The 20356-nt window shown below is 57.4% G+C and carries 23 protein-coding genes; 15 read left to right on the forward strand and 8 right to left on the reverse strand.

Annotation, left to right across the window (positions count from 1 at the left end):
- The first annotated feature begins 72 nt into the window (after positions 1–72).
- On the forward strand, positions 73–1395 hold the full coding sequence (locus KB892_RS00240) for a cytosine deaminase (protein ID WP_002920241.1): 1323 nt from the start codon (positions 73–75) through the stop codon (positions 1393–1395).
- Here the strand turns inward: KB892_RS00240 and tsgA are convergent.
- Positions 1392–2579 carry an MFS transporter TsgA gene (gene tsgA, locus KB892_RS00245; protein ID WP_002920240.1) on the reverse strand — a complete coding sequence of 396 codons (1188 nt, stop codon included), beginning with the start codon at positions 2577–2579 and terminating at the stop codon, positions 1392–1394. The two genes, KB892_RS00240 and tsgA, sit on opposite strands and share 4 nt — an antisense overlap.
- 276 nt (positions 2580–2855) lie before the next feature.
- Here tsgA and ppiA point away from each other — a divergent pair, with 276 nt between their 5' ends.
- From ppiA to argD, 5 genes are all read left to right on the forward strand, one after another.
- Positions 2856–3425: a peptidylprolyl isomerase A gene (gene ppiA, locus KB892_RS00250; protein ID WP_002920238.1), complete on the forward strand. Its 570-nt coding sequence runs from the start codon at positions 2856–2858 to the stop codon at positions 3423–3425.
- Between the two features lie 106 nt (positions 3426–3531).
- Positions 3532–3699 (forward strand): YhfG family protein, encoded by a 168-nt coding sequence (locus tag KB892_RS00255; RefSeq protein WP_002920231.1) that lies wholly within the window; start codon positions 3532–3534, stop codon positions 3697–3699.
- Complete coding sequence (locus KB892_RS00260; protein ID WP_002920230.1) at positions 3689–4291, forward strand: putative adenosine monophosphate-protein transferase Fic; 603 nt, start codon at positions 3689–3691, stop codon at positions 4289–4291. The genes KB892_RS00255 and KB892_RS00260 overlap by 11 nt, the downstream gene beginning before the upstream one ends.
- Before the next feature lie 32 nt (positions 4292–4323).
- Positions 4324–4887 carry an aminodeoxychorismate synthase component 2 gene (gene pabA, locus KB892_RS00265; protein ID WP_002920229.1) on the forward strand — a complete coding sequence of 188 codons (564 nt, stop codon included), beginning with the start codon at positions 4324–4326 and terminating at the stop codon, positions 4885–4887.
- Between the two features lie 90 nt (positions 4888–4977).
- Complete coding sequence (gene argD, locus KB892_RS00270; protein WP_002920226.1) at positions 4978–6198, forward strand: bifunctional acetylornithine/succinyldiaminopimelate transaminase; 1221 nt, start codon at positions 4978–4980, stop codon at positions 6196–6198.
- Here the strand turns inward: argD and KB892_RS00275 are convergent.
- Both KB892_RS00275 and crp read right to left on the reverse strand, forming a co-directional pair.
- On the reverse strand, positions 6188–8266 hold the full coding sequence (locus KB892_RS00275; RefSeq protein WP_004151402.1) for a YccS/YhfK family putative transporter: 2079 nt from the start codon (positions 8264–8266) through the stop codon (positions 6188–6190). The two genes, argD and KB892_RS00275, sit on opposite strands and share 11 nt — an antisense overlap.
- A gap of 51 nt (positions 8267–8317) precedes the next feature.
- On the reverse strand, positions 8318–8950 hold the full coding sequence (gene crp / locus KB892_RS00280; protein ID WP_000242758.1) for a cAMP-activated global transcriptional regulator CRP: 633 nt from the start codon (positions 8948–8950) through the stop codon (positions 8318–8320).
- Positions 8951–9256: 306 nt separating this feature from the next.
- Here crp and KB892_RS00285 point away from each other — a divergent pair, with 306 nt between their 5' ends.
- A complete protein-coding gene (locus KB892_RS00285) occupies positions 9257–9661 on the forward strand; it encodes an OsmC family protein (RefSeq protein WP_002920158.1) in 405 nt (134 codons plus the stop codon).
- A gap of 54 nt (positions 9662–9715) precedes the next feature.
- Here KB892_RS00285 and KB892_RS00290 read toward each other — a convergent pair whose 3' ends face one another.
- From KB892_RS00290 to KB892_RS00305, 4 genes are all read right to left on the reverse strand, one after another.
- Positions 9716–10585 carry a phosphoribulokinase gene (locus KB892_RS00290; protein ID WP_002920153.1) on the reverse strand — a complete coding sequence of 290 codons (870 nt, stop codon included), beginning with the start codon at positions 10583–10585 and terminating at the stop codon, positions 9716–9718.
- A 36-nt stretch (positions 10586–10621) separates the two neighbouring features.
- On the reverse strand, positions 10622–10840 hold the full coding sequence (locus KB892_RS00295; protein WP_002920151.1) for a YheU family protein: 219 nt from the start codon (positions 10838–10840) through the stop codon (positions 10622–10624).
- Entirely contained in the window at positions 10837–11796 is a 960-nt protein-coding gene (locus KB892_RS00300; RefSeq protein WP_228761490.1) for a hydrolase, read from the reverse strand. Before KB892_RS00300 ends, KB892_RS00295 begins: the two co-directional genes overlap by 4 nt.
- 266 nt (positions 11797–12062) lie before the next feature.
- Positions 12063–13967, reverse strand: coding sequence for an ABC transporter ATP-binding protein (locus KB892_RS00305; RefSeq protein ID WP_002920148.1), 1905 nt, complete (start codon positions 13965–13967; stop codon positions 12063–12065).
- Between the two features lie 173 nt (positions 13968–14140).
- Here KB892_RS00305 and kefG point away from each other — a divergent pair, with 173 nt between their 5' ends.
- From kefG to slyD, 4 genes are all read left to right on the forward strand, one after another.
- Positions 14141–14704, forward strand: coding sequence for a glutathione-regulated potassium-efflux system ancillary protein KefG (gene kefG, locus KB892_RS00310; protein WP_004151401.1), 564 nt, complete (start codon positions 14141–14143; stop codon positions 14702–14704).
- Entirely contained in the window at positions 14691–16496 is a 1806-nt protein-coding gene (gene kefB, locus KB892_RS00315) for a glutathione-regulated potassium-efflux system protein KefB (protein ID WP_004150031.1), read from the forward strand. The genes kefG and kefB overlap by 14 nt, the downstream gene beginning before the upstream one ends.
- Before the next feature lie 11 nt (positions 16497–16507).
- Complete coding sequence (locus tag KB892_RS00320) at positions 16508–16708, forward strand: YheV family putative zinc ribbon protein (RefSeq protein WP_002920143.1); 201 nt, start codon at positions 16508–16510, stop codon at positions 16706–16708.
- Positions 16709–16801: 93 nt separating this feature from the next.
- The gene (slyD, locus tag KB892_RS00325) at positions 16802–17389 is read left to right on the forward strand and encodes a peptidylprolyl isomerase (protein WP_002920140.1); all 588 of its coding nucleotides are present in this window, start codon (positions 16802–16804) and stop codon (positions 17387–17389) included.
- A 58-nt stretch (positions 17390–17447) separates the two neighbouring features.
- On the opposite strand, the gene KB892_RS00330 is transcribed toward slyD, so the two are convergent.
- Positions 17448–17666: a protein SlyX gene (locus KB892_RS00330; protein WP_002920136.1), complete on the reverse strand. Its 219-nt coding sequence runs from the start codon at positions 17664–17666 to the stop codon at positions 17448–17450.
- Between the two features lie 222 nt (positions 17667–17888).
- Here KB892_RS00330 and fkpA point away from each other — a divergent pair, with 222 nt between their 5' ends.
- From fkpA to tusC, 4 genes are all read left to right on the forward strand, one after another.
- Positions 17889–18719, forward strand: a complete 831-nt coding sequence (gene fkpA, locus KB892_RS00335) for an FKBP-type peptidyl-prolyl cis-trans isomerase (protein ID WP_002920132.1) — start codon at positions 17889–17891, stop codon at positions 18717–18719.
- A 168-nt stretch (positions 18720–18887) separates the two neighbouring features.
- Entirely contained in the window at positions 18888–19610 is a 723-nt protein-coding gene (locus tag KB892_RS00340) for a helix-turn-helix transcriptional regulator (RefSeq protein ID WP_002920130.1), read from the forward strand.
- Positions 19610–19996: a sulfurtransferase complex subunit TusD gene (tusD, locus tag KB892_RS00345; RefSeq protein ID WP_002920128.1), complete on the forward strand. Its 387-nt coding sequence runs from the start codon at positions 19610–19612 to the stop codon at positions 19994–19996. Before KB892_RS00340 ends, tusD begins: the two co-directional genes overlap by 1 nt.
- Positions 19996–20355, forward strand: a complete 360-nt coding sequence (tusC, locus tag KB892_RS00350) for a sulfurtransferase complex subunit TusC (RefSeq protein WP_002920122.1) — start codon at positions 19996–19998, stop codon at positions 20353–20355. Before tusD ends, tusC begins: the two co-directional genes overlap by 1 nt.
- Position 20356 lies beyond the last annotated feature (1 nt).

The following is a 20356-nucleotide window of genomic DNA, read 5'->3' on the forward strand; positions in this document are numbered from 1 at the left end:
TGTGTACAAGAATTGGGTAAGCCGCGATTGGGGTTAGACAGAAAACAAGCCGTATTGAATAGAGAGGGTGATATGACAGCAGCGCCGCTTTGGTTGATTCAGAACGTACGCCTGGCAGACCGCGACGGCCTGTGGCAAATAGCCATTGATAAGGGCCGCTTTGGCGAGATCACGCCGATGGGGGAGGCGCACGATGAAAGCTACGAGGTATTGAACGCTCGCGGCGGGCTAGCGATCCCGCCTTTTATCGAGCCGCATATCCATCTGGATACCACCCAGACGGCCGGCGAGCCGAACTGGAATCAGTCCGGTACTCTGTTCGAGGGGATTGAGCGCTGGGCGGAGCGGAAAGCGCTGCTCAGCCATGAGGACGTCAAAGCCCGGGCGTGGAAAACCCTGAAGTGGCAGATCGCCAATGGCGTGCAGTTTGTCCGCACTCATGTCGATGTTTCCGATCCCACGTTAACGGCGCTGAAGGCGATGCTGGAGGTCAAACAGGAGGTGGCGCCATGGGTCGAGTTACAGATTGTCGCTTTCCCACAGGAGGGGATCCTCTCTTACCCCAACGGCGAGGCGCTGCTGGAGGAGGCCCTCAAGCTGGGGGCGGACGTCGTCGGGGCGATCCCGCATTTTGAGTTCACCCGTGAATATGGTGTGGAATCGCTGCATATCGCCTTCCGTCTGGCGCAGCAATATGACCGCCCACTGGATATTCACTGCGATGAAATTGACGATGAGCAGTCGCGCTTTGTTGAAACCGTTGCCGCGCTGGCGCTGAAAGCGGGGATAGGGCCGCGGGTAACGGCCAGCCATACCACCGCTATGCACTCCTATAATGGCGCTTATACCTCGCGTCTGTTCCGCTTGCTTAAGCTCTCCGGCATCAACTTTGTCGCCAATCCGCTGGTGAATATTCATCTGCAGGGCCGGTTTGACGACTACCCGAAGCGACGGGGCATTACCCGGGTGAAGGAGCTGTTGGCGGCGGGGATCAACGTTTGCTTTGGTCATGATGACGTCTTTGACCCGTGGTACCCGCTGGGGACCGGCAATATGCTGCAGGTCCTGCATATGGGGCTCCATGTTTGCCAGCTGATGGGCTACCAGCAGATCAACGACGGCCTGCAGCTTATCACCGACAACAGCGCCCGCACGTTTGGCCTCGAGGATTACGGCATTGTCAGCGGCAACCCGGCTAACCTGATCATTCTCCCGGCGGAGAATGGCTTTGAGGCCGTCCGCTGCCAGGTGCCGGTGCGCTGGTCAATTCGCCAGGGAAGGGTGATCGCGACCACCCAGCCGGCGCAAAGCTGGATCCAAACTGACCGCGGTGGCGAGGAGCTTTCTTTTATGAGGAACAGCCCCCTTGCGGATGCAAAGGGGCCGAAGGCTTAGTGAGACGCCGCCTGAGCGTTGTTCTGGCGATGACGGGAGACGAAGCCGAGGATAAAGCACATTACGAATACCACGGCATAGAGGCCGTTAGCGGTGTGTAGCGCGGCCAGGGGACCGCTGGCCGCCACAATCGGGCCGGTGACCACGAAAGTGAGCATGGTGCCGATGGTGCCGCAGGTGAGGATAAAGTTCACCAGCTTCGGCGAAGCGACCCGCGTCTGCTGCGAACCGAGCGTAATGATCGAGGTGTAAATGGCGCTGGAGAAGAAGCCCAGGGTCAGAATAAACCACGGCATATGCTCCGGCGAACCATTGATAAACAGGTACATCAGCACCGTCGCGAGCCCGGCGAGGACGGTTAAGATACGCTGCAGGTCGAAGAAGCGCAGGATGAAGCTGAATGACCACATGCCGATCATGTAGGACATCCAGAAATCGCTCACCAGTTTACCGGCGTCGCCGAGGCTCATGCCCAGGCTCTTTGCATATTCCGGTACCCAGGAGATAAAGCCCAGCTGACCGAGGATGTAGCACAGCGCCGCAACGGAGAGGAACAGTACGCCAATGCCCCACTTCTCTTTCACCACCGGCTGGCTGTTTTCACTCTGGGCTTTTTTGCCCAGCACCGGGAAATCACAGCCGAAAGTCAGGACGAAAATAGCGACATACACCAGACCAATACAGGCGTAGACCCAGTACCACTCGATGCTGCGCGCCAGCAGGACGGCGGCGACCATCGGGAAAATCATGCCCGCCATGCTAAAGAAGGAGTCGGTAAACAGCAGACGCGCCCCGCGCTGACGGCCTTCATACATATGGGTGATCAGGAAGGTCCCGATCGACATGGTGATCCCGCTCACCAGGCCAAGAACGAACATTGACGCGGAGAACAGCGCCAGGCTGTGGCTGAGCATCAGGCCGGCCACCGCCAGCACCATCAAAATAAAGCCAAAGCGCAGCTGAGTTTTCAGCGGCACGATTTCCATCAGCCAGGCATTGAGGAAGATAGAGATAAGAATACCGGCGTTCAGAAAGGTAAAGGTGTTGCTCATACTGGAAACGGGCAGATGGAAATAATCCGCAATGTTACCCATCACCATCCCGGTGACGATCACCAACGCGCCGGTCAGGGCGTAGGAGAAGAAGCTGATCCATGTGAGCTTAATACGGTTGCTGTTAGTCATGACTGGCCTGTGAATAGAAAGGTAAAGCGCGTTGACGCTGCGCCGGGCGGACAGATTTTATTCATTCAGGTGATGTAATTAAATGTTTATTGTGAAATGGGTTATCTTTTGCATGTTTTAATGTGATCTGCATCACGCTTGTTCGCTACAAAGGAGATCGTTTGCGCGGTTACAATTATTACAGCTAAGTAAAATTTGGTAAAAGGCTGGCCCAGGATGCAAAGGCTCTTTAGAATCAAGGCACTCGCTTTTATTCTGCTCCGTTAAGGAATTTCCATGCTCAAATCAACACTGGCGGCGATGGCTGCCGTTTTCGCTATTTCAGCGTTCTCCCCGGCCATGGCGGCAAAGGGCGATCCGCATGTGCTGCTGACCACTTCGGCAGGTAACATTGAGCTTGAGTTAAACAGCCAGAAAGCCCCGATTTCCGTGGATAACTTCCTGAAGTACGTCAACAGCGGCTTCTACAACAACACCACCTTTCACCGCGTGATCCCGGGATTCATGGTGCAGGGCGGCGGCTTTAACGAACAGATGCAGCAGAAGCAGCCTAACCCGCCGATCAAGAATGAAGCAGACAACGGCCTGCGCAACACCCGCGGCACCATCGCGATGGCGCGTACCGCCGATCAGGATAGCGCCACCAGTCAGTTCTTCATCAACGTGGCGGATAACGCCTTCCTCGACCATGGCCAGCGCGACTTTGGCTATGCGGTATTCGGCAAAGTGGTGAAGGGGATGGATGTTGCGGATAAGATCTCTCAGGTCCAGACCCATAACGTTGGTCCGTACCAGAATGTGCCGACCAAACCGGTCGTTATCCTCTCTGCGAAAGTGCTGCCCTAATCCTCCCGCGGCGCGGTGGTCTATCGCCGCGCCCGGTCACCTCCCGGCATAACCTGAAATTGCTGCTTATACTTGTGGCACACAGGGGACGATAAGGGGGGCGACGATGCGTCCACTCACCGATAAGCAAAAATCCCGACTCTGGGAACAGACACGCAATACCAATTTTCAGGCCAGCCGTCGCCTTGAAGGCGTGACGGTGCCGCTGGTTACGCTGACTGCCGAAGAGGCGCTGGCGCGTCTGGCGACGTTGCGGAGGGAGTATGAGCGATAAATTCGGCGATGAACGCGATCCTTATCTCTATCCGGCGCTGAACGTGTTGCGCAACCGTCTCGGCATCCGCCAGGCTAAAAATCTGCAGCAGGCCGCCTTTGAGATGACAGCGCTGCGGGCGGCCACTCTGCCGCTGGGCCCGCGGGTACGCGGCTTACCCTATCTGTGCGCTATTCATCACCAGTTGTATCAGGATCTGTTTGACTGGGCGGGCCGCTTGCGTGAAGTGAACCTCTACCTGGGCGATACGCCATTCTGCCACTTTGCCCGGATCGAGGAGGAGGGGAATGCCCTGATGCAGGCCCTTGAGCAGGAGGATTATCTCAGTGGCCTGCCGCGCGATACCTTCATCGAACGCCTGAGCTGGTTCTATGGTGAAATTAATGTGCTGCACCCTTTTCGTCTTGGCAATGGCCTGACCCAGCGTATTTTCTTTGAACAGCTGGCGATACATGCCGGCTACCTTCTTAACTGGCGTGACGTTGACCCCGCCGGCTGGAGTGCGGCCTGCCAGCAGAGCGCGATGGGCGATCTGGCCCCGCTGGTGGCGATCTTTCGCAAAGTGGTAAGCGAAGCGCGGGAATCTGAGTAGAATAGCCCGGTTTTGATTGTTCCGGAGCCGCTATGATCCTGCTTATCGATAACTATGACTCTTTCACCTGGAATCTGTATCAGTACTTCTGCGAACTGGGGGCGGAAGTACTGGTCAGGCGCAACGATGCGTTGACGCTGGAGGAGATAGCGGCGCTGGCGCCGGAGAAAATCGTGATCTCGCCAGGCCCCTGCACGCCGGATGAGGCGGGGATTTCCCTCGCGGTTATCCGCCACTATGCCGGAAAAACGCCGCTGCTGGGCGTCTGTCTCGGGCATCAGGCGATCGCCCAGGCGTTTGGCGCGACTATCGTGCGGGCGGCCCAGGTGATGCATGGCAAAACCTCGCTTATCGAGCATAACGGCGAAGGGGTGTTTCAGGGGCTGAATAATCCCCTGACGGTGACCCGCTATCACTCGCTGGTGATTGACCCGCCGACGCTCCCGTCCGAGTTTAACGTCACTGCCCGCAGCGCCAGCGGTGAGATTATGGGGATCCGTCACCGCGAATGGGATCTCGAGGGCGTGCAGTTTCATCCGGAAAGCATCCTCAGCGAGCAGGGCCATCAATTGCTGGCCAACTTTTTGAAACGGTGATTTTCAGTTGCTATTGACTGATTTTTTATGCATATTTTGTGATTAGATTATCATAATCGCATCTGCGTAACGAAGAGGGATGGGCAAGACATGGCAACTGAACAACCGGCAATCACCCGCGCCACATTCGATGAAGTTATTTTGCCAATTTATGCACCGGCAGAATTCATCCCGGTGAAGGGGAAAGGCAGCCGCGTCTGGGATCAGCAGGGGAAAGAGTATATCGATTTCGCCGGCGGTATCGCGGTGACGGCGCTTGGCCATTGCCATCCGGCGCTGGTGGCGGCGCTGCATCAGCAGGGCGAAACGCTGTGGCACACCAGCAACGTCTTTACCAATGAGCCGGCGCTGCGTCTGGGACGTAAACTTGTCGAGGCTACCTTCGCCGAGCGCGTGGTGTTTATGAACTCCGGCACCGAAGCCAATGAAACGGCCTTTAAGCTGGCGCGTCACTATGCGGTGACCCGCCATAGCCCGTATAAAACCAAAATCATCGCCTTCCATAATGCCTTTCATGGCCGCTCCCTGTTTACCGTTTCCGTCGGCGGTCAGCCGAAGTATTCCGATGGTTTCGGCCCAAAACCGGCGGATATTGTCCATGTTCCCTTCAACGATCTGCAGGCGGTAAAAGCGGTGATGGATGACCACACCTGCGCGGTGGTGGTGGAGCCGATTCAGGGCGAAGGCGGCGTGACGGCGGCCACGCCGGCTTTCCTGCAGGGACTGCGCGAGCTGTGCGATCAGCACCAGGCGCTGCTCGTCTTTGATGAAGTACAGTGTGGTATGGGGCGTACCGGATCGCTGTTCGCCTATATGCACTACGGCGTGACCCCGGATATTCTGACCAGCGCCAAAGCGCTGGGCGGCGGCTTCCCGGTCAGCGCCATGCTGACCACCCACGAGATCGCCAGCGCCTTCCATGCGGGCTCCCATGGCTCAACCTACGGCGGCAACCCGCTGGCCTGCGCGGTCGCCAACGCCGCCTTCGATCTGATCAATACCCCGGCGGTGCTGGATGGCGTGAGCGCGAAGCGCGAACTGTTCGTCAAACACCTGCAGCGGCTGGATGCCGAGTTTGATCTGTTCAGTGATATACGCGGGATGGGCCTGCTGATCGGCGCGGAACTCAAGCCGCAGCACAAAGGCCGCGCGCGTGATTTCCTATATGCCGCGGCCGACGCCGGCGTCATGGTGCTCAACGCCGGGCCGGACGTGATGCGTTTTGTTCCCTCGCTGATCATCGACGAGCAGGATATTGCCGAGGGGATGGCGCGCTTTGCTCAGGCCGTGGCAAAGGTGATTAACGGCTGATCTTCCGCAGCCAGATGCCATGGTGCGGCCGCTGACGCCATGCCACTGATGAAATGGTGTGCATGGTATTCAGATGGCCCAGAATGCGTTGCAGATGCTGCTCCAGGGTGCTTAACGGACCGATCGGCGCCTCGCTTTCCGGCGACTCCATAATATTGGCATCCCCTGCGCTGCCGGGACCATCGCTGTCCAGCCGCTGCTGGCAGCGCTGCAGCGCAATCTCACAGGATTCGAGATAGCGCTGGGCAAGATCCGGGGTCAGCATCGTATGCTCCCGGGCCAGGGTGGTCATAGCGTTGATGTGTTCGACGATAAACTGGCTGTGCGTCACCCACAGCTTCATATCTTCCAGATAGTGGGTATTAAACCCGGGTTCCTGCATCGCCTGATTCAGGGAGTTGTAGAGCGCGTTGTGCGCCTGGTTGACGCGCATGCGTTGATAGGCCAGCGCGGGGGCTTTTGGATCGGCGCTGAGGATCAGGCGAATCGCCTGCTGGTCGGCCTCCAGCGCATCGTGGGCATTTTTTTTCAGCAGGCCGCTCTGCCACTGCGGCCACAGCCAGACCATCCCGCCGAAGGCGATCAGGCAGCCGATAAGGGTGTCGATCAGCCGGGCGATAATAAACTGTTCCCCGTTGAGCGTCAGCAGCTGCAGGGTATACACCGCCGTCACCGTAAAGCCTACCATCGCCCAGCCATAGTGTTTGCGAATGATCAGATAGCTGAGCAGGGTAATCAGCAGCATCCCGCTCAGGGTGTAGCTCTCCGGAACGTGAAAATGCAAGGTAAGCCCGGCGATCGTCAGGCCGGCGAGCGTTCCCGCCGCCCGGTGAACAATACGCACCCGGGTGGCGCCATAGCCGTTCTGGGTGACGAAAAGCACCGTCATCAGGATCCAGTAGGGCTTAGGCAAGTGCAGGGCGTTGCCCATCAGGCTGGCGACGCTCAGCATCACGCTGATGCGGGCGGCATTGCGCAGCGCGGGAGATTTTAGCGACAGGTAGTTCTTTAGCGCGGGAAATAGCGGTAAACGACGCTCTTTGTCGGCCATCAGGTCCCGGGCATACAGCGGGCGCTGGGTATGCAGCACCCGGGCGATGCGGCTGAAGTGCCAGGCGCAGAAGTGGCCGACCGGGTTATCCGGATGTTGTCTGGCGATCTTTTCCAGAGCCTCGATCTGTTTATCCATCTGAAAGCGCTTTGGAAAGCGATGATAGAGCATGTCATCCGCCAGCACGCGCAGGCGGGCGGCGACGGTCTGCGCGTTCCAGCGGATCACCGCTTCGGCATGGCTGCGTTCCACCAGCTTTTGCACCTCTTCCGGCTGATGCAGGCTGACCGAAATATGCTCCTGCAGATCCAGCCCCATCTGAAACGCCCGCAGCAGGCGCTTATGATCGTTGCGTTGGTTAGCGGCCAGCATATGCATCTGCTGATAGCACTGAGTAATCAGATCGACCACTTTCTGCTGGCGGGTGAGCAGCGGCGGCAGGGCGGTCGAGGGATCGGTATGCTGGGTCAGCAGGCTGTATTTGGCTTCACAGTAGTCCGCCAGCTCCCGGTAAAGCAGGCTAAGCGACTCCCGTAGCGGCTGTTCGCGCCACAGCCAGAACCAGAACCAGTTAAACACGCCGTACCACAGCGTGCCGAAGGCGTAGATCAGCAGCGGCTCCCAGATGGGCATATTGCCCGCCAGGCTCAGGGTAAAGATGGCGGCGATCAGCGACGCGGGCAGCAGCCGCGCGTGCAGCGAACTGATCTCCGCGGTAACGCCGAGCAAGAGCGCCAGGCCGCTGAGAATAAACGGCAGGGGTATCGCCTGGGCAAGCAGCAACTGCACCACCAGACTGCATCCGGCAAACAGGCAGCCGCCGATAATCAGGCGTTTGAAAAAGCGCTTATGCGGGGTATCAAGACCGGCAATGTTGCAGCAGGCGGGGACTAAGGAAAATAACAGCCCCTGCTGGAGATGGCCGAGCAGAAGACCGATGGCCACGGGCAGACACAGCACCAGCGTTTGCCGCAGTGCATAGTTGACTTCCGGGTGGTAAATCAGCCTGCGCCACATGAGGGAAAAACAAAAACGGCGTACTGCGGGAGCAATACGCCGCTTAGCAACTTAACGGGTGCCGTAGACGACGATGGTTTTACCGTGCGCGGAAATCAGGTTCTGATCTTCCAGCATTTTCAAAATACGACCAACGGTTTCACGAGAGCAGCCGACGATCTGACCAATTTCCTGGCGGGTAATTTTAATTTGCATACCGTCCGGGTGGGTCATGGCATCCGGTTGCTTCGCCAGGTTCAGCAGCGTCTGGGCGATACGGCCCGTCACGTCGAGGAAGGCCAGGTTGCCCACTTTCTCAGACGTGACCTGCAGACGGCGAGCCATTTGCGAAGAGAGACGCATCAGAATGTCCGGGTTCACCTGGATCAGCTGACGGAATTTCTTATAAGAGATTTCGGCCACTTCACATGCGGTTTTCGCCCGTACCCAGGCGCTACGTTCCTGACCCTCTTCAAACAGGCCTAATTCACCGATGAAATCGCCCTGGTTGAGGTAGGAGAGGATCATCTCTTTACCTTCTTCATCCTTGATGAGTACAGCCACGGAGCCTTTAACGATGTAGTACAGCGTTTCTGCTTTTTCACCCTGGTGGATCAGCGTGCTCTTTGATGGGTACTTATGAATGTGGCAATGAGACAAGAACCATTCAAGGGTAGGGTCTGTTTGCGGTTTGCCAAGCACCATGCGCGGTTATCCTCTGTTATAAGCTATCTCCGGGCGCCGACACTACACGGCGTCCGGGCATGCAATCGTATTGTTTCCCTATACCTGGGAAGCTGGCTGATGATTTTTCGACAGCCCGTAATGTGAACTCCTCTGCATACATGCAGTACATCAATGTATTACTGTAGCATCCAGACTGTTTTAGCATAGCTTTCGCCGCATGTCTCCTGGTGTCTCGCTTCAGCATGACGCAGGTCGCCTTCCGTTGCGAGAATTGTTATGTGCGCGTAATCTGACAGGAATATTGCGATACTGGAGTTAAATTTTATGCAAGCGCGTGTGAAATGGGTAGAAGGGTTAACCTTTATCGGGGAGTCCGCATCGGGACACCAGATTCTGATGGATGGCAACTCCGGGGATAAGGCTCCCAGCCCGATGGAGATGGTGCTGATGGCGGCGGGCGGTTGCAGTGCGATCGATGTGGTCTCCATTCTGCAAAAAGGTCGTCACGACGTGACCAATTGCGAAGTGAAGCTGACCTCCGAGCGTCGCGAAGAGGCTCCGCGTCTGTTCACGCATATTAATCTGCATTTTATCGTCACCGGCAAGGCGCTGAAAGATGCCGCGGTCTCCCGGGCGGTGGACCTGTCGGCAGAGAAATACTGCTCGGTGGCGCTGATGCTGGAAAAAGCGGTGAACATCACCCACTCCTATGAAGTGATCGAGGCGTAGTCTTCGCCTGCCGTTGTATCGAATCTCAACCCCGGCCAGGCCGGGGTTTTTTGGTTAGCCTATCTTACGGCCTTCCATCAGGCGCTCGACCAGCGGCGTCATGATAAGCTCCATCGCCAGCCCCATTTTACCGCCCGGCACCACCAGGGTGTTCATGTGCGAGATAAACGAGCCCTGCAGCATCGCCAACAGCCAGGGGAAATCGATATTCTGCAGATTGCGGAAATGGATCACTACAAAGCTCTCGTCCAGCGAGGGGATCGCTTTGGCGGCAAACGGGTTGGAGGTGTCCACCGTCGGCACGCGCTGAAAGTTGATATGGGTGCGGGAAAATTGCGGGGTAATGAAGTTGATGTAATCTTCCATCGAGCGGACGACCGAGTCCATCACCGCCTCCCGGGAGTGGCCGCGTTCGCTGGTGTCGCGAATAAGCTTTTGGATCCACTCGAGGTTAACGATAGGCACCACCCCGACCAGCAGGTCGACATGGCTGGCGACATCATGCTGCGGCGTGACAACCCCGCCGTGCAGCCCCTCATAGAACAGCACGTCTGTCGGCTCCGGCAGCGGCTGCCAGGGGGTAAAGGTCCCCGGCACCTGATTCCACGGCACGGCTTCGTCATAGGTGTGGAGATATTTCCGCGACTGACCTTTGCCGTGGCGACCATAGTCGACAAAGGTCTGCTCCAGCAGGCCGAAGTCGTTCGCCTCCGGGCCAAAGTAGCTGATATGTTTACCCTGATCCCGCGCCTTACGGATCGCCATGTCCATTTCCGGGCGGGTGTAGCGATGAAAGCTATCGCCTTCCACCTCCGCGGCGTGCAGGTTTAGCTGCGCGAAGATTTTGCGAAAGGCAAGGCTGGTGGTGGTAGTGCCCGCGCCGCTGGAGCCCGTGACGGCGATCACCGGATGTTTGGCAGACATAACAACTCCCTGGTTAAACGATGTAGTGGCGTCGCCTTAGCCGTTAAACAGCGCGCGCGGCATAATATTGACCGTCTCATGCAGTTCCGACCACACAAGGACCGCCTCTCCGCGTTTCAGCTGCTGTTTTACATCGGCGACTTTATCGGCAAGTGAACGTTCATGTTCACCATAATCGGTGCCTTCACGTAACACAAAGCTTTCAATCAGGTTATCCAGCGTTTCGGGATCCAGATCCTGCCAGGGAATAATCATGCGGGAACCTCCTGCCAGCGGTTTAACCAGTCGGGAATGCGTCTTTCCAGCCACATCTCCGGTTTACGCAGAGTGCCGCTGACAAAGCCAACGTGGCCGCCTTGCTCGGTCAATTGATACTCTACGTTCGCGGGCAGTTGCTCCTGCGGCGGAATAGAGTGGTGATCCATAAACGGATCGTCTTTCGCGTGAATGATGAGCGTCGGCTTAGTGATATCGCTGAGCCGCGGCATGGCGCTGCATTGCCGGTAATAATCCAGCGCATCGGCAAAGCCATGGATTTTGGCGGTGATCATATCGTCAAATTCCCGGATGCGGCGCATCCCTTTGAGCTGGCGTAAATCGACGGGCAGCGAGCCCGGGTACGCTTTCAGCTTGCGTGAAGCGTTGGCTTTTAACAGATTGAGCAGATAGCGCTGATAAACCCGCGAGAAGCCCTTATCCATATGATAGCTGCAGGCTTCGAGCATGAAAGGCGCGGAGACGATCACCGCCGCATCCAGCGGGCAGCGGTCGCCTTCCTCTGCCAGCAGGCAGCCCAGCATATTGCCGCCCAGCGAATAGCCGACGGCCGCGGTCGGCGCGGGACCAAACTCGCGCTTCAGCCAGTGCAAAAACCAGGTGCCATCTTCCGTTTCGCCGGAGTGATAGATGCGGTGATTGCGGTTAGGTTCGCCGCTGCAGCCGCGGAAATGCATCACCACGCCCAGCCAGCCGCGCTGCATCGCCGCGTGGATCAGACCATGGGCGTACGGGCTGTGCAGACTGCCTTCCAGGCCGTGAAAAACGACGAGGCGCGGCTTATGGCGCGCCTGGTGCGGGTCTTCGCTCCAGGCCAGATCGACAAAATCGCCGTCCGGCAGCTCAAGGCGCTGCCAGTGCGGGGTAAAGCGCAATTTACGGCGAATCAGCCGCGGCAGCATGGTTTGCAGATGACGATTGCCCACGCCGCGCATCGGATGGAACTCACGCGAATCGTTTTCGGGGGGCGTCATGTCTGTGGGGATGATTTCAACCATAGCACCAGAACAATTAATAAACGTGATGATGACTATACCGCGCAGGGCATGCAGGGGGTTAGCCAATATGTGGTCTTGCGGCCAGTGACGCCAGCTTACAGCAAAAACAAATCATTGATGTCGCTGATGGCCAGACCATGAAGAGGGCAGAAACCCACCCTGCCAGCGGCAGCGTACGCGCAGGCAGGATGAAGAGGAAGAGTTTAGCCTTCCTGAAGCATGCGCTCCAGCTGCTCCTGGGCCTCCAGCCAGGCCATCTCGCACTCCTCCAGCCCGGTCTTCGCGCTGGCCTGCTGCTGCAGGCATTCGGTCAGCTCGGCTTTACGTGAGGCGTCATAAAGCTCACTGTCGCCAAGTTTTTCTTCCGCACTGGCCAACTGCGCGTTGAGCTTGTCCATCTCTTTTTCCAGACGGGCGATCTCTTTGCGCAGCGGTTGGGTCTGGCTGCGCAGCTCCGCTTCCCGACGCTTCTGATCTTTGCGCGCCTGGGCGCTGTTGCCGCTCTCTTTTGGCGGCTCGCCGCTCTGGGACTCCTGTTTTTGCGAGTCGCTGAGCCACTGCTGATAATCTTCCAGATCGCCGTCGAACGGCTCGACTTTACCATCGTGGACGAGGTACAGATCGTCAGTGGTGGAACGGATCAGGTGCCGATCGTGCGATACGACCACCAGCGCCCCTTCAAAGTCGATCAGCGCTTCGGTTAAGGCCTGACGCATATCGAGGTCAAGGTGGTTGGTCGGTTCATCGAGCAGCAGCAGGTTAGGGCGCTGCCAGACGATCAGGGCCAGTACCAGGCGCGCCTTTTCTCCACCGGAGAAGCGGCGGGTTTCTTCGCTCACCTTATCGCCCTGGAAACCAAAGCCGCCGAGATAATCACGCAGCTTCTGCTCCAGCTCCTGCGGCGCCAGACGCGCCAGGTGCTGCAGCGGCGACTCATCGGCGCGCAGGAATTCCAGCTGATGCTGGGCGAAGTAGCCGAGCTTGATGCCTTTCGCGAGGCCGATCTCGCCGCTTACGGGCTGGAGCTCGCCTGCCAGGAGCTTAATCAGCGTCGACTTCCCGGCGCCGTTGCGGCCCAGCAGGCCGATACGCGAGCCCGGCACCAGGTTAAGCTTGATGGAGTCGAGAATAATACGCTCGCCGTAGCCGGCGCTGACTTTCTCCATCTTCAGCAGCGGGTTAGGCAAGCTCTCCGGCTGGCGGAAGCTGAAGTGGAACGGGTTATCCACGTGCGCCGGAGCGATAAGCTCCATCCGCTCCAGCATTTTGATCCGGCTTTGCGCCTGCTTGGCCTTGGTGGCTTTGGCACGGAAGCGATCGATATAGCTTTGCAGGTGCGCGACGCGCTGCTGCTGGCTTTCGTACATCGCCTGCTGCTGAGCGAGGCGGGTGGCGCGCTGCACTTCAAACGAACTGTAGTTGCCGGTGTACTCAAACATTGTCTGCTGTTCGATATGGATAATTTTGTCGACGATAGGATCGAGAAAATCGCGATCGTGGGAGATGAGGATCAGCGTTCCCGTATAGCCCTTCAGCCACTTCTCCAGCCAAATCACCGCATCGAGATCGAGGTGGTTAGTCGGTTCATCGAGCAGCAGCAGATCGGAGCGGCAGATCAGCGCCTGGGCGAGGTTAAGGCGCATACGCCAGCCGCCGGAAAAATCGCTGACCGGCCGCTCAAGCTGTTCATTGCTGAAACCCAGACCGTGCAGCAGGCTGGCGGCGCGCGAACGGATCGTCCAGGCGTCGATGGCGTCCAGCTTACCGTGGACGGTGGCGATAGCATGACCGTCGTTGCGTTCGTTAGCCTGCTGGAGCGCGGCCTCCAGCTGGCGATACTCTCGATCGCCGTCAATGACATAATCGATTGCCGGCTGCGGTAGCGCCGGGGTTTCCTGATTCACCCAAGCCAGCTGCCAGTTGCCGGGAAAGGTCATACTGCCGCCGTCAGCGCTTATCTCGTTTTTCAAAAGCGATAGCAGCGTCGATTTCCCGCAGCCGTTTTTCCCCACCAGACCGACCTTTTGGCCAGGATTGATGGTAGCGGTGGCGTTGTCCAGCAGGACGCGTACGCCGCGACGAATTTGTAACGAGGAGAAAACAATCATAAGGCGCCGTATGTTCAGACTATGTTAATTTGTCATTATGATAATGTAGTGTGGAAGCGAATCGCTTCACCGGGCCGCCATGGTAGCCCAAAACGAAGACGATACACAAAGTCATTCTGGCTGTGTCAAAACGCCGGGGCTGTGCAGGCCGCCAGAAGACCTACGGGAGGGGAATGATGTCTCAGACAGCGAAAGTGTTGCTGCTGTATGCCCACCCAGAATCTCAGGATTCCGTGGCCAACCGGGTTTTATTAGAGCCGGCCTTACAGTTGCCGAACGTCACCGTGCACGATCTCTACGCGCACTATCCGGATTTTTTTATCGATATTGCTTACGAACAGGACCTGCTGCGCCAGCATGAGGTGATTGTTTTCCAGCACCCTTTATATACCTGGAGCTGTCCGGCGCTGCTTAAGGAGTGGCTGGATCGTGTGTTAAGCCGCGGCTTCGCCAGCGGCGCCGGAGGGAACGAACTGGCGGGAAAGTACTGGCGCAGCGTGATCACTACCGGCGAGCCTGAGAGCGCCTACCGTCGCGATGCTAATCGCTATCCGATGAACGATATTTTACGTCCTTTTGAACTGACCGCCGGCATGTGCCGTATGCACTGGATGAGCCCCATTATCGTCTACTGGGCCCGGAGGCAGCAGCCAGAGGAGCTGCGCAGCCGCGCCCTGGCCTACCGGGACTGGTTGGCCAACCCCATCGCCGCCGGAGGTGTCCATGGCGGGATCTGATTTGCTGCTGGCGGGGGTGTTGTTTTTGTTCGCGGCCGTCATCGCCGTCCCTCTGGCTTCAAGACTGGGGATTGGCGCGGTGCTGGGCTATCTGCTGGCCGGGATCGCCATTGGTCCGTGGGGGCTCGGGTTTATCAGCGATGTGGATGAAATTCTCCATTTCTCTGAGCTCGGCGTAGTGTTTCTGATGTTTATCATCGGCCTGGAGCTCAATCCCGCCAAGCTATGGCGACTGCGGAGCTCCATCTTCGGCGTTGGCGCGGCGCAGGTGATGCTCAGCGCGGCGATCCTCGGTGGGTTGCTGATGACGACCGGGTTTTCATGGCAGGCGGCGGTGGTCGGCGGGATCGGCCTGGCGATGTCTTCCACCGCCATGGCGCTGCAGCTGATGCGTGAGAAGGGAATGAGCCGCAGCGAAGCGGGACAGCTAGGCTTTTCGGTGCTGCTGTTTCAGGATCTGGCGGTGATCCCGGCGCTGGCGCTGGTGCCCCTGCTGGCCGGTTCAGCGGATGAGCATGTGAACTGGTTGACGGTCGGCATGAAGGTCCTGGCCTTTGCCGGGATGCTGATTGGCGGACGCTATCTGCTGCGGCCGGTGTTCCGTTTTATCGCCAGCTCGGGGGTCAGGGAGGTGTTCACTGCCGCCACGCTGCTGTTGGTCCTCGGATCTGCCCTGTTTATGGAGGCGCTGGGGCTGTCGATGGCGCTGGGCACCTTTATTGCCGGCGTGCTGCTGGCGGAAAGTGAGTATCGCCACGAACTGGAGATCGCTATCGATCCGTTCAAGGGGCTGCTGCTCGGGTTGTTCTTTATTTCCGTCGGCATGGCGCTGAACCTTGGCGTACTGTATACCCATCTGCTGTGGGTGGCGGTGAGCGTGGCGGTGCTGGTGGCGGTAAAAATGCTGGTGCTCTATCTGCTGGCCCGTCTCTATGGCCTGCGAAGTTCCGAGCGGATGCAGTTCGCGGGCGTATTAAGCCAGGGCGGCGAGTTCGCGTTTGTCCTCTTTTCGCTGCCCGCCTCTCAGCGGTTGTTTCAGCACGACCAGATGGCGCTGCTGCTGGTGGCGGTAACGTTGTCGATGATGACGACGCCGCTGCTGATGAAGGGGATAGATAAGCTATTGTCGCGACGGCTGAACCCGGCGGACGATACCGGTGAGGCGCCGTGGGTGGAGGATGACAAGCCGCAGGTGATTATTGTCGGGTTTGGTCGCTTTGGTCAGGTCATTGGTCGCCTGCTGATGGCCAATAAGATGCGTATTACGGTACTGGAGCGGGACATCAGCGCGGTAAATCTGATGCGCAACTATGGCTATAAAGTCTATTTTGGCGATGCCACCCAGCTGGAGCTGCTGCGCTCGGCGGGAGCGGAAGAGGCGCAGTCGATCGTCATCACCTGTAATGAGCCAGAAGATACCATGCGGCTGGTGGAAATGTGTCAACAACACTTTCCACATCTGCATATTCTGGCCCGCGCTCGCGGGCGCGTTGAGGCGCATGAGCTGCTGCAGGCCGGCGTGACGCAGTTTTCTCGTGAAACTTTCTCCAGTGCGTTGGAGCTGGGGCGCAAAGCGCTCATCACCCTCGGGATGCATCCTCACCAGGCCCAGCGCGCGCAGCTGCACTTCCGACGCCTCGATATGCGAATGCTGCGCGAGCTAATGCCAGTGCATACTGATACGGTACAGATATCACGCGTGCGGGAGGCCCGGCGCGAACTGGAAGAGATTTTCCAGCGCGAAATGCAGAAAGAGAGCCGGCAGCTGGACGGCTGGGACGAGTTTGAATAAAGGTAAATCTTATGGCAGTGCGTAAACGTTTTATTGCCGGGGCGAAATGTCCGGCGTGCCAGGCGCAGGATTCGCTGGCAATGTGGCGTGAGAATAATGTCGATGTTGTTGAGTGCGTTAAGTGCGGTCATCAGATGCGTGAGGCAGATAAAGAGGCCCGTGAGCATGTACGCAAAGAGGAGCAGGTGATTGGCATTTTTCATCCCGACTAGCGTTATCCGTCGGCTTTTTTTAAGCTAAAGGGTACACGGCAGCAGAATTCCGCTACAATCTGCGCCACTATTCTTCCCATCTCAGGAGATATCATGAAAGTAGCAAAAGACCTGGTGGTCAGCCTGGCCTATCAGGTACGTACAGAAGACGGTGTGTTGGTTGATGAGTCTCCGGTAAGCGCGCCGCTGGATTACCTGCACGGTCACGGCTCCCTGATTTCCGGCCTGGAAAACGCGCTGGATGGCCACGAAGTGGGCGACAAATTTGACGTTGCCGTCGGCGCTAACGACGCTTACGGTCAGTATGACGAAAACCTGGTGCAGCGTGTACCGAAAGACGTCTTCATGGGCGTTGATGAACTGCAGGTTGGCATGCGCTTCCTGGCGGAAACCGATCAGGGTCCGGTACCAGTAGAAATTACTGAAGTTGAAGACGACCACGTTGTGGTTGATGGCAACCACATGCTGGCTGGCCAGAACCTGAAGTTTAATGTGGAAGTCGTCGCCATCCGCGAAGCGACTGCGGAAGAGCTGGAGCACGGTCACGTGCACGGCGCGCATGGCCACGATCACGATCATGACCATGGTCATGACGGTTGCTGCGGCGGCCACGGCCACGATCATGGTCACGACCATGGTAAAGGCGGCTGCGGCGGCCACGGTGGCTGCGGCTGCCACTAATCTTTGCGCTTCGGCACGAAGACGACAAAAAAGCGGGGAAACCCGCTTTTTTTACGCCTCAATAGTGCGGCGGTGGCGTTTCTTCCGCCTGGGAGGCGATATGGGAGGGTTGGGTCGCCTTCAGCTTCTCGATCATCAGACGCATATGCTCCCGCATCTTCGCCATCTCGATCTCGTGGGCGGTCACGGTTTTGTTGAGGTCTTCGATGGTGATTTCCTGAAACGCCAGCCGGCTTTCCAGCTCCGCAAGGCGCGTTTCTAATGTGCTATCGTGCATGGGTAACCTCTTTAGTCTGATCCTGCGGGCGGATTCTACTTAAGTTTCCCCTGGCGCGCAGCATCGCTGCGCCGTACAGGAAACTTATTCATACAAAAATAGTCCTAAAAGAGGCGATATTCAGGAACGTCCGTATGTAGATTTTAACGGCAACGTTCTATAGTACGTTTTTTGCTTTTTACGATAACCCTGGGGTGAGAGGCCCCGGCCCTGGAGAAATGGATGAAATCACTGTTTAAAGTAACGCTGCTGGCGGCCACAATGGCCGTCGCCCTGAATGCACCGTTGACCTTCGCTGCAGATACGGCAACGAAGGCAGCCCCGGCGGCTGAGAGTAAATCGGCATTTAAAAATGACGATCAGAAATCGGCCTATGCGCTGGGCGCGTCCCTGGGGCGTTACATGGAAAACTCCCTGAAAGAACAAGAGAAACTGGGCATTAAGCTGGATAAAGCCCAGCTGATCGCCGGCGTACAGGACGCGTTTGCCGATAAGAGCAAACTGTCCGACCAGGAGATCGAACAGACTCTGCAGGCCTTTGAAACGCGCGTGAAGACCGCGGCTCAGCAGAAAATGGAAAAAGACGCCACTGAGAACGAAGCCAAAGGCAAAGCGTTCCGTGACAGCTTTGCCAAAGAGAAGGGCGTGAAAACCTCAAAAACTGGCCTGCTGTATAAAGTCGAGAAAGAAGGCGCTGGCGATGCGCCGAAAGACAGCGATACCGTGGTGGTAAACTACAAAGGTACCCTGATCGACGGTAAAGAGTTTGATAACTCTTATACTCGCGGCGAGCCGCTCTCTTTCCGTCTCGACGGCGTGATCCCGGGCTGGACTGAAGGCCTGAAGAACATCAAGAAAGGCGGCAAAATCAAGCTGGTTATTCCGCCGGACCTGGCCTACGGTAAAACTGGCGTCCCGGGCATCCCGGCCAACTCTACGCTGGTCTTTGATGTAGAACTGCTGGATATCAAACCGGCGCCGAAGGCAGATGCACAGCCGGAAGCCGCAGGCGATGCGAAAGCCGCGGACGCGAAAGCTGACGCTAAGAAGTAATCAGGTTCAGGCCGCCGTCTCGTCAGAGGCGGCGGCTTTTTTATTGAGCGCAGATATAATTAAAACTGGAAAGATCCTCAGGCGCTGTATTACTTTAGATAGCTTAATAATGATGATGAGCCTGCCCTGACAATAACGACAGGCTCCTGAAAAGGAGTGCTTTTTTTCATGTCCAGGTCGCTTTTAACCAATGAAACCAGCGAGCTTGACCTGCTGGATCAACGTCCCTTTGACCAGACCGATTTCGATATTCTCAAATCTTATGAAGCGGTAGTGGACGGGTTGGCGATGCTCATCGGTTCGCACTGTGAAATCGTGCTGCATTCTTTGCAGGATCTGAAATGCTCTGCCATCCGTATCGCCAATGGTGAACATACCGGCCGCCAAATCGGTTCACCGATTACCGATCTTGCGCTGCGCATGCTGCACGATATGACGGGCGCCGATAGCAGCGTTTCCAAATGCTACTTTACCCGTGCTAAAAGCGGCGTACTGATGAAGTCGGTGACGATTGCCATTCGCAACCGCGATCACCGGGTGATTGGTCTGCTGTGTATCAACATGAATCTGGATGTGCCGTTTTCCCAGATCATGAGCACCTTTATTCCGCCAGAAACGCCTGAAGTGAACTCGCCGGTGAACTTTGCTTCTTCGGTAGACGATCTGGTCGCCCAGACGCTGGAGTTCACCATTGAAGAGGTGAATGCCGATCGCAGCGTGTCTAACAATGCGAAAAACCGTCAAATCGTGCTGAATCTCTACGAGAAAGGGATCTTCGATATTAAAGACGCTATTAACCAGGTAGCCGATCGTCTGAACATCTCCAAGCACACCGTCTACCTCTATATTCGCCAGTTCAAAAGCGGCGATTTCCAGGGGCTGGATAAGTAATGCGTTTTGCCCTCACGGTGACCGGCCCAGCCTATGGCACGCAGCAGGCGAGCAGCGCCTGGCAATTTGCCCAGGCCGTGCTGCAGGAAGGCCATGAGCTGGCGTGCGTTTTTTTCTATCGCGAAGGCGTGCTTAACGCTAACCAGTTGACGGCGCCCGCCAGCGATGAGTTCGATCTGGTGCGCGGGTGGCAATCCCTCCACGATGAGCACGGCGTCGCGCTGCATATCTGCGTGGCGGCCGCCCTGCGTCGTGGCGTAACGGACGAACGCGAAGCGCAACAGCTCGCTCTGCCTGGCCACAATTTGCAGCCGGGTTTTACCTTGAGCGGGCTCGGCGCGCTAGCGGAAGCGGCGCTTACTTGCGATCGGATGGTGCAGTTCTGATGAAACGTGTGGCTTTTGTACTTTCCTCTGCGCCGCACGGCAGCGCCGCCGGCAGGGAAGGCCTCGATGCCTTATTAGCAACCTCCGCGCTCACCGACGATATTGGCGTGTTTTTTGTGGGCGACGGCGTGTTTCAGCTGTTACCCGAACAGCGGCCTGGCGCTGTGCTGGCCCGCGACTACATCGCTACCTTTAAATTGCTGTCGCTATATGATATCGACCAGTGCTGGCTGTGCGCCGACTCAGCGCGAGAGCGCGGCCTGGATCCCGCGACCCCGTGGGTGGTGGATGTCGAATGCCTGGCGCCGGATGCCCTGCGCGCCCGTCTGCATGAATTTGATGTGATTTTGCGTTTCTGAG

It is taken from the genome of Klebsiella sp. P1927, assembly GCF_018204675.1.
Lineage (GTDB): Bacteria > Pseudomonadota > Gammaproteobacteria > Enterobacterales > Enterobacteriaceae > Klebsiella > Klebsiella pneumoniae.

What these genes read in the sequence shown, in the direction of transcription:
- KB892_RS00240 (WP_002920241.1), top strand. Translation starts at nt 73, where the DNA reads ATGACAGCAGCGCCGCTTTGGTTGATTCAGAACGTACGCCTGGCAGAC.
- fkpA (WP_002920132.1), top strand. Translation starts at nt 17,889, where the DNA reads ATGAAATCACTGTTTAAAGTAACGCTGCTGGCGGCCACAATGGCCGTC.
- pabA (WP_002920229.1), top strand. Translation starts at nt 4,324, where the DNA reads ATGATCCTGCTTATCGATAACTATGACTCTTTCACCTGGAATCTGTAT.
- KB892_RS00320 (WP_002920143.1), top strand. Translation starts at nt 16,508, where the DNA reads ATGGCAGTGCGTAAACGTTTTATTGCCGGGGCGAAATGTCCGGCGTGC.
- tusD (WP_002920128.1), top strand. Translation starts at nt 19,610, where the DNA reads ATGCGTTTTGCCCTCACGGTGACCGGCCCAGCCTATGGCACGCAGCAG.
- KB892_RS00295 (WP_002920151.1), bottom strand. Translation starts at nt 10,840, where the DNA reads ATGATTATTCCCTGGCAGGATCTGGATCCCGAAACGCTGGATAACCTG.
- slyD (WP_002920140.1), top strand. Translation starts at nt 16,802, where the DNA reads ATGAAAGTAGCAAAAGACCTGGTGGTCAGCCTGGCCTATCAGGTACGT.
- KB892_RS00285 (WP_002920158.1), top strand. Translation starts at nt 9,257, where the DNA reads ATGCAAGCGCGTGTGAAATGGGTAGAAGGGTTAACCTTTATCGGGGAG.
- ppiA (WP_002920238.1), top strand. Translation starts at nt 2,856, where the DNA reads ATGCTCAAATCAACACTGGCGGCGATGGCTGCCGTTTTCGCTATTTCA.
- KB892_RS00255 (WP_002920231.1), top strand. Translation starts at nt 3,532, where the DNA reads ATGCGTCCACTCACCGATAAGCAAAAATCCCGACTCTGGGAACAGACA.
- KB892_RS00305 (WP_002920148.1), bottom strand. Translation starts at nt 13,967, where the DNA reads ATGATTGTTTTCTCCTCGTTACAAATTCGTCGCGGCGTACGCGTCCTG.
- argD (WP_002920226.1), top strand. Translation starts at nt 4,978, where the DNA reads ATGGCAACTGAACAACCGGCAATCACCCGCGCCACATTCGATGAAGTT.
- kefB (WP_004150031.1), top strand. Translation starts at nt 14,691, where the DNA reads ATGGCGGGATCTGATTTGCTGCTGGCGGGGGTGTTGTTTTTGTTCGCG.
- KB892_RS00275 (WP_004151402.1), bottom strand. Translation starts at nt 8,266, where the DNA reads ATGTGGCGCAGGCTGATTTACCACCCGGAAGTCAACTATGCACTGCGG.
- crp (WP_000242758.1), bottom strand. Translation starts at nt 8,950, where the DNA reads ATGGTGCTTGGCAAACCGCAAACAGACCCTACCCTTGAATGGTTCTTG.
- KB892_RS00300 (WP_228761490.1), bottom strand. Translation starts at nt 11,796, where the DNA reads ATGCGCGGCGTGGGCAATCGTCATCTGCAAACCATGCTGCCGCGGCTG.
- tusC (WP_002920122.1), top strand. Translation starts at nt 19,996, where the DNA reads ATGAAACGTGTGGCTTTTGTACTTTCCTCTGCGCCGCACGGCAGCGCC.
- kefG (WP_004151401.1), top strand. Translation starts at nt 14,141, where the DNA reads ATGATGTCTCAGACAGCGAAAGTGTTGCTGCTGTATGCCCACCCAGAA.
- KB892_RS00290 (WP_002920153.1), bottom strand. Translation starts at nt 10,585, where the DNA reads ATGTCTGCCAAACATCCGGTGATCGCCGTCACGGGCTCCAGCGGCGCG.
- tsgA (WP_002920240.1), bottom strand. Translation starts at nt 2,579, where the DNA reads ATGACTAACAGCAACCGTATTAAGCTCACATGGATCAGCTTCTTCTCC.
- KB892_RS00330 (WP_002920136.1), bottom strand. Translation starts at nt 17,666, where the DNA reads ATGCACGATAGCACATTAGAAACGCGCCTTGCGGAGCTGGAAAGCCGG.
- KB892_RS00340 (WP_002920130.1), top strand. Translation starts at nt 18,888, where the DNA reads ATGTCCAGGTCGCTTTTAACCAATGAAACCAGCGAGCTTGACCTGCTG.
- KB892_RS00260 (WP_002920230.1), top strand. Translation starts at nt 3,689, where the DNA reads ATGAGCGATAAATTCGGCGATGAACGCGATCCTTATCTCTATCCGGCG.